Below are 15,813 nucleotides of genomic sequence, written 5' to 3'. Positions count from 1 at the left end.
TCTCTTCGCCATTTTTCAGCTTCATGACACGTTACGTAATAGCCACTGCATTTCGGAACGATAATAATATTAATTTCCCACTTTTCCCAGCAATGAACTCTGAGCGGTCCTCTATTATCGTTTACAATTGAAAATCGAGGAACAGCCGCAATCCCAATACTTCTGATGATTTGTCATAGTTTTTAATAACGTTCGAATTAACAAATCCATATTGCTATACAGATAAAACGTTAAACATCCATTTAGATAAAGATCACCTTGTCGCTTCCGATGATAGTCATCACAGTACCTTAAAGCTGGATGACTTTACAGACAAGGAGATTCTCACCAAGTTACCTTTTCACGCCCGTGCGTGGATATGGAGGTTAACAAATTTCTCGTTTTTAAGCTTAAATAACACCTCCTTGTTAGTGGCAATTAAAAAATGTAATGTTTGGGGTAGATAATAATAAGTTCAATTCATGGCTTTAGCATCGGAGAAACAAATCTACAGTTATAGATTCATGAAAAAACTATGATGTTTGAGAGTTTTTGCTTAACTCCATGTCAGGCCATTTTATGATTGATCGAATGAGAATCAGAAAAATCATTGAATTACCAAAATATGCATTTTCCAATCGCCAAATTAGCTTTTGCCTAGAGATCTTCTACCAAGAATTGCGTATGCATAATTTATGCCAAAACTAATAATTGGCATGAGTACAGCGTTTTCATTACTTTTACGAAAGTAAAACTAGTCAAAAAGTCGCTGTATCGCGACAACTATTATGATAAGATTACAGTAAATATTGGTTTTCTTGAGTGAGATAGCTGTATCCTGACGAGTAATAAGAGACATGTCTTCAAAAGAAGACATGTCTCTTATAATCAACAAGTCGATTATCACAGCTATGCCGGTTATCATCAGATAGAAAAAGTCACCCTCGTCTGTTGCTGGGTCCATGCCCGAAAAAAATTTAACGATGCCCTGAACGCTCTGCCAAAGAAAACGGGCCCGATCCGTTCCACTATTTTTGACCTATCTCTTTGAACAGCTTCCCAATATCAAGAAAGTTACAGACGAAGCAGTTCACTTCTTCCATGGTTCCAAGCACGCAAAATTAGTGCAAAATGATTTGATTTTATTCAAAAAGAAAGCCACAAAAAGCCCTATAAAATCAGCATTTTCCAGTGGTTTTCATTTAGAAATTCTCTCTGATGTTCCGCAAGCGGAGATGGCGGAAACCGCTGATCAATCGTCGAGCGCCGCCTGTTTATCAGCGGTTTCAGACCCCATCGACAAATTCACCTCTCATTTACTTCTCAAAAAGGAAAATCACCTGAGGGCCTGTTTGACTTTAGCCTCAGGTAGTCTGAAATGATAAGATCCGCCACTGTCTACGCTGAAATTCAGATAAAGTAAATTTTTGATTAATTTGATTAAATAGCTATTAAAAAACGCCCTGCTGTAGAGAAAATAGTTCGATGCCGTCTAACTATTTTCTCTTCCTTAGAATCTGTCCAAAAGGATAGCCTTTTCATTTTAGAAATTTAAAAATTCCCCGGAGCTGTTAAGGTGCAGGAGGAATAGACGTTCTCAGAACGGCTGCACCCACAAATGCCTGTCTCTTAGTCAGCAGGATCTTGAATTTTGACAATTAATCAACATATGTATACGTCATGTTAAACAGGCACAATATGTAGTATAATATATGAATTGCAAGATTAATATAGATTTCGATGAAAGAGGGCCGATTGGCTATGATCGAATTAACAGAAGATCCAATGATGCTCATGATCAAGAATACAATGGATCTAAATAATATCGAAAATGAAAATGCAAATTTAGCTGAACAAGTTTTTTCAGCACGCAACGTCCGCGTGGCAAATCATGTAACAAAGCGGTATGCGATGGATTACCTGCTGTCCGAGAATGTTCGGAAAGCGTTTCAAGATAACTGGATATACATACACGATTTCAACGCTTACGCGTCCGGCAATCACAACTGTTTGACCCTTGATCTTGCTGAGGTGCTGGCGGGCGGATTTAAAACGAATAATGCCGACATTCGCGAACCGAATTCGATTTCCAGCGCCATGCAGCTGACTGCAGTGATTATGCAGTGCCAGAGCAATCTGCAATTCGGCGGCATTGCCGTCGGGACGCTGGATCTTGATCTCGCGCCTTATGTCGACAAATCATTCCGCAAACATTTTGCCGTTGGGTTGAAATACATTTATGATACGGAAAAAACCGGGACCGCCGATTCAGCCGTTCATTTTCTGGATACGAAGGACGATTATCCGGCCGGACATCCCTACCGCCGGGCGCTGCTTTATGCGTGGGACAAAACAACGGAAGAGGCTCATCAGGGGGCGGAAGCGCTGATTCATAATTTGAACAGCCTGCAGTCGCGTGCCGCCGATCAGCTGCCGTTTACATCGATCAATTACGGAACGGATACTTCGCCTGCCGGCCGTCTTGTGTCCAGGAGTGTGCTTGATGCGACCATTGAGGGCGTCGGTGCCCACCATTTGACGCCGATTTTCCCCGTTCAGGTTTTTCAGTATTATAAGGGGATCAATGATCGGCCCGGCACGCCGAATTACGATTTGTTCAAACTGGCGCTGAAGTGTTCTTCGATGCGGATGTTTCCAAACTATGCAAATTGTACAGCCAGCTATTTTAAAAAACCGACGTGCAAACAAGAAATTTTTAACACGATGGGCTGCCGGACGCAGCTGGCCGACGACCGCTTCGGCGTCATCGGCAATCAGGGCCGCGGCAACATTTCGCCGGTAACGATCAACCTGGCGAAAATCGGCATTGAACATGGTACTTGTCTAGGCACACGTCAGAAGCCGGACATCGAAGGATTCTGGCGGACATTCGATCGCGTGCTCGAAGTCGCGACTCAGGCGCTCGTTGATCGATTTGAATATCAGGGGCGCCAGCCGGCGAAATCGGCGCCGTTTATGTATGAAAATCAATTGATGAAAGGGAAAAAACTTGACCCGGACGAACCGGTCCGCGAAGTCTTGAAACATGGCACGCTCGCTTTCGGCCTGCTTGGCCTGTCAAACTGCATGGCAGCAATGTTCGGTAAGCATCAGTTTGAGGACGATCAGGTCTGGGAGTTTGCCTATTCCATTTATAAACATGTTGAAGCTTACAAAAATGCGATGTCGGAAAAATATGATCTGAATTTTTCGGTCTATTCAACACCCGCGGAAAACTGCTGTTATTCCATTTACAATCGGCTTGTAGAAGAATACGGAGAAATCAAAGGGGTCATTGATCACGGATACCTGACCAACTCGTTTCATTGCCCGGTCTGGTATCCGATTTCAGCAGAAGAAAAGATTCGCAAGGAAGCACCTTTTCATAAAATTTCCAGGGGCGGTGCCATTACTTACGTCGAAATCGACGCTTCGACACAGCACAACATTCCGGCAATGGAACAGCTTGTCAATGCCGCGATGGCCAATGATATTTCTTATTTTGCAATGAATGTGCAGATTGACACTTGCCGTGTCTGCAGCTATCAGGGCATCATAGATCACGAATGCCCGAAATGCGGCAGCAGCAACATTGAACGTCTGAGACGCATCACCGGCTATCTGACGGGAAGCGTTGAACGGATGAATGAAGGCAAGCAGCGGGAAGTTGCTGATCGTGTGAAGCATACAGGTAATGGGCACATTTTATTTGATTGGAGAAACTGATGGTGCAGCAACTTGTTCAGCCGGAGAAAGACTTGCGGATCTTACAAATATATCGCGACTCGGTTGCTGATGGGCTTGGATTACGGACGGTTATTTTCTTTGCCGGTTGCGGCCAGAATCCAAAATGTCCGCTTTGCCAAAATCCTGAATCGTGGGACGCCTCATCAGGCAAAGCGGTCGCGATGGAGCGGTTGATTGCATTGGCGACACAGACCAAAAATAATGAGATTACCTTTTCCGGAGGAGATCCGCTCACCTATCAGTTTGATCATGCACTTGAGGCAGCGCGGATTTTAAAGACACAATATGGCAAGAATATCTGGCTGTATACAGGTTACCGCTGGGAATTTATCCGTCATTCACGGCGACTTTCACAGATTCTGCCCTATATCGATGTACTGGTTGACGGACGTTTTGTGGCGAAGCTTCGCGATATTTCTCTGAAATTCCGCGGTTCCTCCAATCAACGGATTATCGATGTTCAGGAAAGTCTGAAACGGAATCAAGTGATGGACATCATTGATCAGATCGACTGAATGCTATGCCCGCCATGGACGTATCAAAGAAAAGAGGCTGACCTTTTGGGACAGCCTCTTTTAATTTTATATTTTTTCGCTTCGTAGCTTTATAAGAAAAGAGACCGTTTTTCTTTGATTACAAATCCACCAGGAAGACAAATCACGACTTCTGACGCTGGCGGAAAGCTTTAGCCATTTCCCGTTCAGCTGTTTGTTTTTTCATGCTCTCACGCTTATCATACATTTTTTTGCCGCGGCCGAGTCCGACAAGTACCTTGGCAAAGCCGTTTTTAACATAGACTTTGAGCGGAATCAGCGCATATCCGGGCTTATCCGCTTTCGTACCGAGTTTATTGATCTCTTTCTGATGCATAAGCAGTTTGCGCGTACGCAATGGTTCATGATTATACCTGTTTCCCTGTTCATAGGTGCTGATGTGCATATTGTACACGAACGCTTCGCCGTTTTCGATCCGCGCGAAAGCATCCTGAATATTCACTTTGCCGCGCCGGATAGACTTAATCTCCGTGCCCTGAAGCACAATTCCCGATTCCACGGTTTCTTCAATAAAATAATCGTGACGCGCCTTGCGGTTCTGTGCCAGCACCCGGTTTTCATTTTTTTCCATCTTCTTCATCTGCCTCCTGCTGCAAGGGTCAAGCTGCGAGCTGCCGCTGGAAAGCCGGCTGCACGGATTCGATTAGCCGAACCGCCGATTTTGAACAATCCTCACATTAATTGAGCGTTTCCATTATAATCTTTAACGATCCCGGTAGGCAAATCCGGCCATCGGGTTCCTTCATTTGATTTTTTTCTTCAGAATGAAGTCGGGTCCGGGAAACAACTGTCGTAAGAAAGAATGCCATTAGAAAAATATCGAACGGGGATCTCCGGTTCCAGGCTGCTTGACGTGCCTGTCTGTACCCAGACCAGACCCACTGCAGAACAAAGACTGAACAAAGACTGATGCCAAACGGGTCCGGGCAGGCCGGCCTCACCCAGTGCTTCATCAATCACATGCACGCCATCATCCCGGCAGTCGATCGTCACCGCCCGATCGCAAGGGTTGTGCATCTCCTGATCCGCGCTGCCCATCGTGACTGAAAGATCAGCTGACAGAATGGCTTTGCTGAACACTGAAGGTGCGCGTTTCTCATAAAGCCGGCCGATTCCGCTTGCCGGTACATAGATATTATTCTGCGTATAAACCTTTATATAATAATGTTTTTCAGCGAGATACGCAACAGTTTCCAGTGCTTCGCGCACCGATTGAGAGAATTGATCCCAGCAGTCTGCCGCTCTCTTGAGTGAATCGCTGTTCCGTTGATATCAATAATAACGCATTTCCATATCCGATTCCGATCAGATGGCGGATATCAAAGAATACCAGCCAGCGCCTTCAGATGCTCCCAACTGATCTCCCGGTTTTTACTAAGCAGCGTACCATCCATATTTGCAGTAACCACTTTGATCATAGCCTGATCGCTCCAATTCATTTATCCGTTTCTTTGAGGGAGAGAGAATTTTTCAGACAGATTATCCATTTTATTAAAAACATGATAGCCGCGCCCGGAAACAATCAGTTGATAGAATCCAACAAATACCATTCAATCTATTGTCAAGTATATCAAATGACCGAATGTAAATCTAACGCTCTTCCTTGACCGGTTATCGTTTTGATCATACTTCGTACGACGAATCCATTACTTTTTTCAGATCAGGGTATAATTAATTTAGGGGGTATTTATCGGCGTCAATGCTTCGCGCATAGAATCCGTTCTTAAATCGGCACGCTGCGTTCCGGGTAAAGTTCCCTTCAGGTTTTGATAATATTCTGTTTTTCTTGTTTTAAGGAGGAAATGGTATGAGCAAAACAATACTGATTTCAAATCGATTGCCGGTAACCGTCAATAAAGAAGGCGATCAGCTGACCTTCAGTGAAAGCATCGGCGGACTTGCAACCGGTTTAAAAAGCTATCAAAAAGAATCCGGAAGTCCGTGGATCGGGTGGTCAGGAATCGCCGAGGAGTCGCTGACCCAGCAGGATAAAAGGCAGATAACGAGTGAACTCAGCACAAATTATCACTGTGTCCCCGTTTCCCTGACGGAAGATGATCTCGAAAAATATTACTTTGGTTTCAGTAATAATACCATTTGGCCGCTGTTCCACTATTTTCCTAATAAAACGCATTATGATTTCAGGACGTGGGAAGCCTATCAACGGGTGAACCGTAAATTTTTTGAGGCAGTGGATCCAATCATGGACGAGGAGGATATGGTATGGATCCATGATTATCAGCTGATGCTGCTGCCGCAAATGATCAGGGAAAAATATCCGAAAGCAAAAATTGGTTTTTTCCTCCACATTCCTTTCCCTTCTTACGAAATCTTCCGCACACTCATCTGGCGCGAAGAAATTCTGCACGGACTGCTTGGTGCCGATTTAATCGGTTTTCACACCTATAATTATGTCCGCCACTTCTTTAGTACATGTACGCGGCTATTAGGGTTAGGTCATAAGATTAACGCGATCAGCTATGAAGACCGAACCGTTCATATCGGTGTTTTCCCCATGGGCATTGACTATGATTTCTTTGCAAGCCACCCGGTAGATACCCTCCGTGAAGAGTCCTATGAGAACATGAAAGGTATGAGAACGCTGCTTTCGATCGATCGTCTCGATTACACTAAGGGCATTCCCGAGAAACTCAAGGCTTATAAGCGGCTTCTTGCCAAATATCCGGAATACAAAGAAAAGGTGCGTTTTAATCTGATCGTTGCTCCTTCCCGTGAAAAGGTCGATTCCTATGAAAAACTGCGTCAGCAGATTACCGAGCTGGTCGGTGAGATCAACGGCATGTACGGAACCGTTAATTGGATGCCTGTCTGGTTTTATTTTCAATCCTTTTCTCAGGAAAAACTGATCTCTTTCTATCGCCACTCGGATGTACTGGTGGTAACTCCCTTGCGGGACGGCATGAATCTGGTCGCTAAGGAATATGTCGCTGCCCGCACGGATCGGCTGGGCATGGTCGTCATCAGTGAGACGGCAGGCGCGGCCAGTGAATTAGGCGAAGCCGTCATTGTCAATGCGAATGACTACAACGCGATTGCCATAGGAATTAAAAATGCCCTCGAGATGCCGGCAGAAGAAAAAATCTCCCGGAATAGGATCATGCAGGACCGTTTGAAACGGTACAATATTCATTTCTGGGTTCATACGTTTCTGGAGGCCCTGTCGCGCAGCACCCGTGAAAAGGAAGCAACTGTTCAAATCGATCTGAACCGGGATCGTTCAAGCATCGTCAATGCGTACCATGGAGCCGGCAAAAGAATTTTATTTCTCGATTATGACGGGACATTGGTCGATTTTGCACCGACACCGGAGCTGGCAAAACCTGATGGCAGGCTTCTCAATCTGCTTCAGACCCTTTCAACAGATCCGAAAAATACCATTGTCATTACATCAGAAAGAGATAAAAGGCCATTAACTCAATGGTTCAGCCGCATGAATCTTCATCTGGTTTCTTCCCATGGACTATGGCTGCTTCATCCGAATCAGGACTGGCAAATGACCGTCCCGCTCAGTAACGAATGGAAACGATCAATCCGGCCGATTCTTCAAGTATATACAGACCGAATGCCCGGATCTTTTATTGAAGAAAAGGATTATTCCCTTGCCTGGCATTACCGTTTCTGTGAACCGGATGCCGTCGATACCTGGCTGCCAAGCATTAAAGCCAATCTTATGAATATGATCAGCTCATTGAATCTGGGTATCTTGCAAGGAAAGAATGTGCTTGAAATCAAGGACAACCGGATCAGCAAGGGATCTGTAACGCCCCTCTTTCTGCGTGACCAGAATTATGATTTTATTTTCGGTATCGGCGACGATCAATCGAATGAGGATCTTTTTCGTTCTCTTCCTGAAGATGCTTATTCCATCAAAGTCGGTTCAGGAGACTCGCAGGCAGCCTATCGTCTAAAATCCTGGAAAGCTGTTCGTCAACTTTTGCAGCAATTTGCTGAAACAAAGAAACAGACGGATACAAAGTCTTCCCACTTGACTGCCCGCTAAATTTCATTGCTATCGAGACAGGCCATCGCCTTCCTATCCTGTTCCAGGATGTGAAAACGATGGCCTTTTGCCGATTATTCAATTTTAAAACGGAAGATAAGAAAAAAAAAGTTGTTTCAAATCGAATAGGATTAAACCCCTCATTTACCCCTCAAACTTCGCAAAAGTGTACTGGAGTTATTATAAATGGGTATTTAAAAATCCCTCTAAAAAGGGATTTTTTGGGGTGTGTCAGTCATAGTGTACCAACACCAGAATGGAGACGGTGGGAGTCGAACTTAATTCGCTGACAGTTGATGTATCAAGGTTTCAAATGATTAAGTGATACTCGTGCCCTTGTTTTGCCCTTGTTTTGATAAAATCAATTTTAACTCCGTTATTGTACAGCATTTTTTGTATAATTGAGGAAAAAGCTGCGGGAGGTCCATTTAATGCCAGAAAAGAAAAAGAAGTCAATCGATATTGTTCTGCACTATATTTTAGAAAACAAACTTCCACCCGGAAAAGTATTAAATGGCGGTATTGTTGGCAAGCTCTCGGAACAATTAATCTCTATTGGTGATCATGGATTCGATGTTTTTACAATGGATGGTAAAAATGTTAAATCCGTTGATTCCTATTTGTGGTCAGACTTTAGTCATTCTGTTATTGATAAAATGGCGTTGAGCGTCCGGTTTTCTTTAACCGGAAACAGGTCGGTCCAAATTAGCGTTCCTGAACTAAATGAATTTCTCCCCTATTTGCAGTCAAACGGTATCAAAACGGAGTATGTAAAGCGCAAATGGTACCGAAAAATTATCGGTTTCCGCTCAGGCAAGCGATGGAAAATGGTCATGGCCAGTATAGGCTATTTGCTTATTATCTTGCTTATTATCGGATTGGCTGTTCCAAATGGTGATCAGCCTAAGGCACAGGCAGATAAACCGAAGACAGCGGCAACTTTACCGGCAAAACAGACACCAAAAAAACAATCAACAGAAGATAGGATTAAAGCCGCGATCCAGACAAATAACGCCTTCGGTACGACCAATTCATTTAATAATAAAAGTTCACTGATCAGCCTGAATTATAACAAAGATAACGGCTTTGTCTTCGCTCGTGTCTATGGCCAGGATAACTTATCCAATAATTCAATCAAAAAAGGCATGTGGATGAGTACGACCGCAGCCCTGAAACATTTAAAACCTGTAAAAGAAGTCAAAGAAGTTTATCTGAATATTGTCTTTCCAATGCAGGACGCTTATGGAAAAAAGACAGATTCTACTGTTATGAAAGTTGATTTTAAACGCAAAACAATTGATAAAATTGATTTCAGTAATTTTCAATCCGACAATGTTCCGGTTGTATCCGATCAATATTGGCAACATCCTAGTTTCAACAATTAAAATAATCTGATATAATATTCTTGTGAGTGAGAAAGCCATCTCTGCGTCCAGGAAGCGCAGGGATTTATTTTTTTATTTATCTTTATATGGTGCCTTGTATTTCAACGCCAGATCACTATCAGACAGTCCGGAAGTGGTCGGGTCATTGACCGTATGCCAGACACTCACGATCACCAGTGCCAGTACATAAGGATTTTTGACGGCCGCTACGATCAGACCGATCAGAATTGGCCAGCTGGTCACGTCAGCGCCGGTCAGTCCGGCATAAGCCAGGATCGGCAGAAGAACAGAAATGACAAGCTGAGCGATGAATACAGGATTTTTTAGACGGACGATCCAATTAATTTTCATGGTTACGTCTCTCCCTTATAGATAAATTTTTTGTCCCGGATAAATGGTATCCGTGGACAGATGATTCTTATTTTTCAGTTGCTGCACCGTCGTGTGATGTCTCTGGGCGATATCCCATAGCGTGTCACCGCTGGCAACTTTGTGATACGGACGGCCGGCCCGTTTTGCTGCGGATCCGGACAGCTTCAGCACCTGCCCGACACGGATCACGTTCGGGTTTCTGATTCCGTTCAGGGCGGCCAGCCTGCTGACAGTCGTCCCGTGTTTTGCGGCAATCGCTGATAGCGTATCTCCGGATCGGACGGTATACGTACCCGATGCCGCTGGCTTGGCTGGATGATTTGTCTTTTTAAGCCGCAGCACCTGACCGGGCTTGATCAGGTTGACGTTGCGGATACCGTTTAGCGCCGCCAGCGCCTGAACGTTTGTCCCTAAGCGACCTGCAATAGCACTCAGCGTGTCGCCCGGGCGTACCTTGTACGTTCCAGAGGATGGTTTGCTTGCTGGCTTCGGTTTTGAAGTTGGTTTATTGGCCGGTTTCGCCGCCGGAGCGCTTGCACTGGCGACCGCTGAGGTGTAGGCGATATTCTCGTCTACTCGGCCATTAATTCCTGGTACGCTAGCGTCTGAGCGGTGCTGCCAGATGTCTGCCTTGCGGTCGCAGTGATCGTTGTACTGGGCAATCCATTTAAGCAATCCCGGACGCAGCGCTGACTCAGTGAGACGATCACGGAAGAAATATAGTCCACTATAAATACCAAGTTTCGCATGCCCTGCTTTTGCCAGCTGGTCAAAAAATGCATTAACAAAGCCGGTCAGCGTTCCAGCATTCGGATTCAGATTTTTCGCTTCGACATCGCAGAACAGATACCCTTTGACGTTGATTCCGGCCAGATTTTTCAGGAACCAATCAGCTTCGGAACGCGCATCACTATCGGAAATTCCTCGGAAAAAGTGATAGATGTGGACGGCCAGACCGGCCGCCTCAGCGTTCCTCACACTTTCCCGGAAATAGGGGTTGATGTAGTGCGACCCTGCTTCGCTGCCTTCCGTTGCCTTGATGATAACGAATGAATACCCTGCTGCCTTTACTTTGTTAAAATCTACATGGCCCTGCATCGAAGCGATGTCGATGCCTTTGTACTGTGCCAACATGAATCCCTCCTATTTTTATTTGCTGAAAAAATAATTGACAATGATTGTGGCCAGCGTGACAACCCCGCCGATCGGTATGGCCAGTTTACCAATCGCTTGCCATGTCCAGATATGCGCTTCCTGCTTTTTTTGCTGAATACCTCCGAGCATCCGGATAACTTCCGTGTTTTGCTCGCGCAGATATTTATTTGATTCGTCATTTCTGGCATTTCCATCCTTGATCTGATCAGACAGGCTACTGATCCTTGCCTTTATATCCTCTTGCCCGTCCTCCAGCCGCTCAATGCGCTTTTCATGGTCTTTCAGCTGCTCCTGTGTATCCACCCTGCCACCGCCTCTTTTAAGCAAAATAAAAAGACCCTGATTCGGGTCATAAACTATCCTCCTTTAATGGGATGTGCGTATTAAAAAAGAGCCCGAAGGCTCTTATATTACTGCACCAGGTACTTCCGATGCTGATTATGTTTGTTTTCTTCAGTAACAGTCGCATATCGCTGGGTTGTATCCGGGCTGGAATGGCCAAGCAATTGTTGGACTCCGGCCAGATCTGCGCCATTGTTAAGCATCAACGTCGCAAAAGTGTGACGCATGACGTGCGGCGTAACTTTTTTACTGATCTCGGTACGTGCGGCAATGCTCTTTATTTCCCGTTCAATGGATCTGCGACCAAGACGCCGTGCTGGCTTGCGCTCAGTCACGAAAAGCGCAGGACAGTCATCTTCGCGGCTCTTTAGATATTTTCTAAGATGATACAGTGCCCTGAAGCTCAAATACACGATCCGTTCCTTGCTTCCTTTACCGAATACCTTTGTTGACATATTCGGCACATCAATGTCGGATATATTCAGTTGCTGAACTTCGGAAAGCCGGCAACCTGTTGAGTAGAAGAACTCAATGATCGCGCGCTCCCGTTCGTTTTCACATGCCTCACGCAGCATCTCCAGACCTTCAATATCCAAGGCTTTCGGCAGTAGTTTCGGCATTTTCGGTGCCTTGATCTTCTTGGCCGGATCACGGCTGATGATCTCTTCATCGGTCAGCCATCCAAAAAAGCTCCGAAGCACGAACAACTTTTTTGCAATCGTACTCATCATCACTTTGTCGCATCCGGCCAGATATACCCGAATATCTGCTGTTGTAATGTCGGCCACTCGCTTTTTGACATGTTCAGCAAAAGCAATCAGTTCTCGCTTGTATCCGTCAATCGTGAGTTCTGACATGCCTTCCAGTTTCTTCGCACTGAGGAAAAGTTTCAGCTTCTCTTCAACATCCGGATGAAAGACGTTCTCCGGTGTCCTGGTGATATGATACTTGGTCATGACCTGCGAGAACTTGCCCTTAATTAGTCGCAGATCGATACCTGGAATCAAATCCGTAAGCACACCGACAAACTCCGACAGCATCTGTTCGCCTGCAGAAAATTCTACCATATCCATATTCAATTCCTCCGTGGAAAGGAATAGTCGCTTTAGGATCGCACCGCAAAATAAAGAAGCAGGCGCGCTCCACGGTGCGCTGACGAACGGTTAGCTAGACCGTTCTACCTGCTTCTAAAATAGCATAGCATATTAAGCTGTCAACGCAAGCCCAGCATGGGTTTTGACAAAGTCAGATGTATGGTCGGATACTTTGTAAAAAATAAAAATTTTACTGCTTTCGGGTCCGCCTATGTCGCAGTAGCGTCCTTATTGGACATACTTTTTAATTGCATTCATCAATATAACGAATCGGTAACTGGCATTGTAAATAAAGGTATCGGGTAATTATTGCTTTTTACATCATCTTCTTTAGCCACAATAAGCATGCCACTGCTTCCTGTATCTATTATTCTATAAGCAACACCATCATGCTGTATCACCATATCTGTTTCCATTTTTTCACTATCAAACATTTTACATACCCCCGCATATTTTTTTGATGACTTTCGCAGGATTTCCAACCGCAATGGATTCTGCAGGAATATTACTTGTTACAACACTGCCAGTTCCAATTATAGAACCTTTTCCTATTGATACGCCTTTTAAAATTGATACATTTGCACCAATCCAGACATCATCCTCAATTATAACTGGCTTTTTCCCTAAAGAACAAAAATTTCTTCTGATTCCATTCCATATAATGTCTTCTGCATCCAGTCTGCGTTCTTTAATATCTTTTGGATGTGTATCATTATCAAATATATTGCAATTATGCGCAATTAATACATTATCACCTATTGTAATGTTTTCCGCTGACCATATTCTAGTTCCATCTCCTATGTAACATTTTTTACCAACATTGATTATACCGCCAGCACGTTGCACTTCAAGGTTTCCTCTAATAAAAGACTTATCTCCAATTGTAATTTTCCCAGATTCTTGCGTAGACAAATTTGTTTCTAAACATATTACTGCGCTCTCTGATACAAAAATACTTTTAGATGCTTTGTATGAAGCCCTTTTTCCCTTTATAATAATGCGTTGGTCAATATTAGTTATTTTAAACCTTATTTTTCTATATACCCTCCAAAAAAACTCAAGCATAGTACGCCTCCCTCAAAAAATATATAATCTTAGATTATCATATCCCTGCTCTCTAAAATATTATCCTAATTTTATCACTAATTTTTAGGCAATATAATATTTTTTTGAGCGTATCTTATAGATTATCATGTTTCTAAGACATCCGTTGCACCGTTAAAATCTGGCAGTGTCTTGATATAGTTATATCCCTGTGTAATAAAGTCCCCCGCTGTCGCACTCAGTGTCGGTACAAATACCTCTGTCCTATTATATCCATCAATCTGTGGTGCCCCCGCCTGCATGGACGCCTGATCCTTAAATGCAGCGAGTCGTAGTTGGCACTGATTTTTATCACCTTGATAACCTACAATTTTTACATATGCGTTTGGCACAATAATACCGCTCGGTAAAGTGATAGTAAGTTGTAAAGCCATATGTTCAGTCTCCTTTTAATTGGTTGCCAAATAAGATATTTGGTCGAGAGATAAATAAGTCGTCGGTGTGCCACTTTGAAGCACCACATTTCCTCCAGGACTAACCGTCACACGACATGTTCCACCATTGCTATCGACTAGAAACCATCGGTCAATATATGGACGAAATCCTGCAGGAATGTTAAATAAAATAGTACCTGCTGTTGTTGTTCCAGGTTTAATAAGCCCTTGAAAGTGTACCTGATTATCCCGGCTGATATAATACTCCGCTTGCGAAACACCTGCTGAATAGTCTTGCCAACTATTTTGCAATGCTGGACGGTTTATGATTGAGTTCGAGCTCCACACGCCCCATGTGTCACTTCCGTATCCACCATTTCTTAGTCTTGAAGCGATCTCATTGTCAGTATGATAGCCAACGTTTAACTGATAGACGACATTATCAGCTGATTTAAGGGTCATTAATCCACCGTTATAGAGTGCACCAGAACCGCTTACACGATAGAACGATAGTCCGAATGGAAAAAATGATGGTGGTTCATTCCCTGTTAAAATACCGTCGATTGTGCTTAGACTGCTTTTAATTTGGGACAGACCGTACATATCCCGAATTGATTTTGGAAAAATCACATCGAATATCAAATTAGCAATCCAAAGATTACGTACATCATTCGGATGGATATGCCGACCGTCTCCATATGGGTTATCCATATTATCAGCAGCATTTTGAGCATCGTATAGATATTGATACGTATTGATAAATACACACTGATAATCACGTGCTGCCTGTTTGATATAAGGTATTATTGCCTCATACCATTTTGCATCACGTCCGTTCGGAACATCATACGTAGCATTTGGAGCCATGAGAATTATTGTGAGCTGTGTGTAGTCTCGTTGATTACGAATCTGTTGCAATCCGGCTCTCAAGCTTATATTAAAGTCCTCTGGTGTCCGACGTAATACATCGATACTTGGATTTACAGAAGATTGATCAGGGAGAGCAGAATTATCCGTATGTGCGTAATACGGATCATTAATGCCCCACCGAGGGATGTAGAGATCTGGAGTTTGTGCCAAGTCCTGCGCGACATAAGTTTGATTCCAGTGTTCCGTATCCTTACCACTGTGACCGGCATTGATAACGTTAGTCATTAAAAGACCATTTTGTAGGGAAAGGTTCTTTATCAGTTGGTCAATGTGGAAAGCGGAAGAGCTTGTACTGTCGCCTGCTGTTGTACTATCACCTGAAAATATTACTTTTAAAAGGTTTAGCGCCTGCCCGTCTGATAAAACATTCCAGGCCATCAATTTTTTATGAAAATATGACATGTACTCACGTCCGAAGATAATGCCGCCTGCATTGTGTGCTGGGTTCGCAGTTTCTGCCAACTGCGACGTAAAGCCGGTATTAATTGTTCCCTGATCCGTCTTGTTCTGATCAATATTATCCTGCAGTGCGTTTCGATCTGCGGCGATCCGATCCCTGGCTGTAGGGTAGACAGTCCCGTCCTGAGCGGTCCGGATATCAACGACCTCAGATGGTTGCGGAGCGTTTTGCACAAGATTGTCGACCCGTGATTTTTGTTCCTGCATGTCGTCCCCGACATTTTTGAACAGACCGATAAGCTGGTTATAAAAGTCTTTCATGTACTCTGTTACGTTAAACACATATGGCCATTTCAT

16 protein-coding genes are annotated in these 15,813 nt (G+C 44.0%); 6 read left to right on the top strand and 10 right to left on the bottom strand.

Translation table 11 applies throughout. The features are described from left to right. Positions 1-814 precede the first annotated feature (814 nt). The 4 genes from OYT88_RS20815 (at position 815) to nrdG (ending at position 4,241) form a co-directional block, all read left to right on the top strand. Positions 815-1,030: an IS66 family transposase gene (locus OYT88_RS20815; protein ID WP_338000542.1), complete on the top strand. Its 216-nt coding sequence runs from the start codon at positions 815-817 to the stop codon at positions 1,028-1,030. Beyond that, on the top strand, positions 1,014-1,361 hold the full coding sequence (locus tag OYT88_RS06420; protein WP_274398715.1) for a hypothetical protein: 348 nt from the start codon (positions 1,014-1,016) through the stop codon (positions 1,359-1,361). Before OYT88_RS20815 ends, OYT88_RS06420 begins: the two co-directional genes overlap by 17 nt. Before the next feature lie 379 nt (positions 1,362-1,740). Then, positions 1,741-3,705 (top strand): anaerobic ribonucleoside-triphosphate reductase, encoded by a 1,965-nt coding sequence (gene nrdD / locus OYT88_RS06415; RefSeq protein ID WP_274398713.1) that lies wholly within the window; start codon positions 1,741-1,743, stop codon positions 3,703-3,705. A 2-nt stretch (positions 3,706-3,707) separates the two neighbouring features. After that, positions 3,708-4,241, top strand: a complete 534-nt coding sequence (gene nrdG / locus OYT88_RS06410; RefSeq protein WP_274398711.1) for an anaerobic ribonucleoside-triphosphate reductase activating protein — start codon at positions 3,708-3,710, stop codon at positions 4,239-4,241. A 142-nt stretch (positions 4,242-4,383) separates the two neighbouring features. Here the strand turns inward: nrdG and smpB are convergent, their stop codons facing one another. Both smpB and OYT88_RS06400 read right to left on the bottom strand, forming a co-directional pair. Next, a complete protein-coding gene (smpB, locus tag OYT88_RS06405; protein WP_274398709.1) occupies positions 4,384-4,851 on the bottom strand; it encodes an SsrA-binding protein SmpB in 468 nt (155 codons plus the stop codon). A 188-nt stretch (positions 4,852-5,039) separates the two neighbouring features. Beyond that, entirely contained in the window at positions 5,040-5,489 is a 450-nt protein-coding gene (locus tag OYT88_RS06400; protein ID WP_274398708.1) for a hypothetical protein, read from the bottom strand. A gap of 598 nt (positions 5,490-6,087) precedes the next feature. Here OYT88_RS06400 and OYT88_RS06395 point away from each other — a divergent pair. Both OYT88_RS06395 and OYT88_RS06390 read left to right on the top strand, forming a co-directional pair. After that, entirely contained in the window at positions 6,088-8,301 is a 2,214-nt protein-coding gene (locus OYT88_RS06395; RefSeq protein WP_274398707.1) for a bifunctional alpha,alpha-trehalose-phosphate synthase (UDP-forming)/trehalose-phosphatase, read from the top strand. Between the two features lie 431 nt (positions 8,302-8,732). Further along, positions 8,733-9,686, top strand: a complete 954-nt coding sequence (locus tag OYT88_RS06390; RefSeq protein ID WP_274398706.1) for a hypothetical protein — start codon at positions 8,733-8,735, stop codon at positions 9,684-9,686. 72 nt (positions 9,687-9,758) lie between these two features. On the opposite strand, the gene OYT88_RS06385 is transcribed toward OYT88_RS06390, so the two are convergent. The 8 genes from OYT88_RS06385 to OYT88_RS06350 form a co-directional block, all read right to left on the bottom strand. Continuing rightward, on the bottom strand, positions 9,759-10,037 hold the full coding sequence (locus tag OYT88_RS06385; protein ID WP_274398705.1) for a phage holin: 279 nt from the start codon (positions 10,035-10,037) through the stop codon (positions 9,759-9,761). 15 nt (positions 10,038-10,052) lie between these two features. Next, positions 10,053-11,189: a LysM peptidoglycan-binding domain-containing protein gene (locus tag OYT88_RS06380; RefSeq protein WP_274398704.1), complete on the bottom strand. Its 1,137-nt coding sequence runs from the start codon at positions 11,187-11,189 to the stop codon at positions 10,053-10,055. An 18-nt stretch (positions 11,190-11,207) separates the two neighbouring features. Then, positions 11,208-11,516: a hypothetical protein gene (locus OYT88_RS06375; RefSeq protein WP_274398702.1), complete on the bottom strand. Its 309-nt coding sequence runs from the start codon at positions 11,514-11,516 to the stop codon at positions 11,208-11,210. Positions 11,517-11,623: 107 nt separating this feature from the next. Beyond that, positions 11,624-12,628, bottom strand: a complete 1,005-nt coding sequence (gene xerA / locus OYT88_RS06370) for a site-specific tyrosine recombinase/integron integrase (protein ID WP_274398700.1) — start codon at positions 12,626-12,628, stop codon at positions 11,624-11,626. 278 nt (positions 12,629-12,906) lie between these two features. Then, complete coding sequence (locus tag OYT88_RS06365; RefSeq protein ID WP_274398698.1) at positions 12,907-13,083, bottom strand: hypothetical protein; 177 nt, start codon at positions 13,081-13,083, stop codon at positions 12,907-12,909. A gap of 1 nt (position 13,084) precedes the next feature. Then, positions 13,085-13,714, bottom strand: coding sequence for an acyltransferase (locus OYT88_RS06360; RefSeq protein WP_274398696.1), 630 nt, complete (start codon positions 13,712-13,714; stop codon positions 13,085-13,087). 125 nt (positions 13,715-13,839) lie between these two features. Next, positions 13,840-14,127 carry a hypothetical protein gene (locus OYT88_RS06355; RefSeq protein ID WP_274398694.1) on the bottom strand — a complete coding sequence of 96 codons (288 nt, stop codon included), beginning with the start codon at positions 14,125-14,127 and terminating at the stop codon, positions 13,840-13,842. A gap of 15 nt (positions 14,128-14,142) precedes the next feature. Continuing rightward, positions 14,143-15,813: an SGNH/GDSL hydrolase family protein gene (locus OYT88_RS06350; protein WP_274398692.1), complete on the bottom strand. Its 1,671-nt coding sequence runs from the start codon at positions 15,811-15,813 to the stop codon at positions 14,143-14,145.

Source organism: Sporolactobacillus sp. CQH2019 (assembly GCF_028765345.1).
In the GTDB taxonomy this organism is placed as follows: Bacteria; Bacillota; Bacilli; order Bacillales; family Sporolactobacillaceae; genus Sporolactobacillus.
The sequence above is the reverse complement of the archived record's forward strand: the minus strand, read 5'-3'. Positions and strand labels throughout refer to the sequence as shown.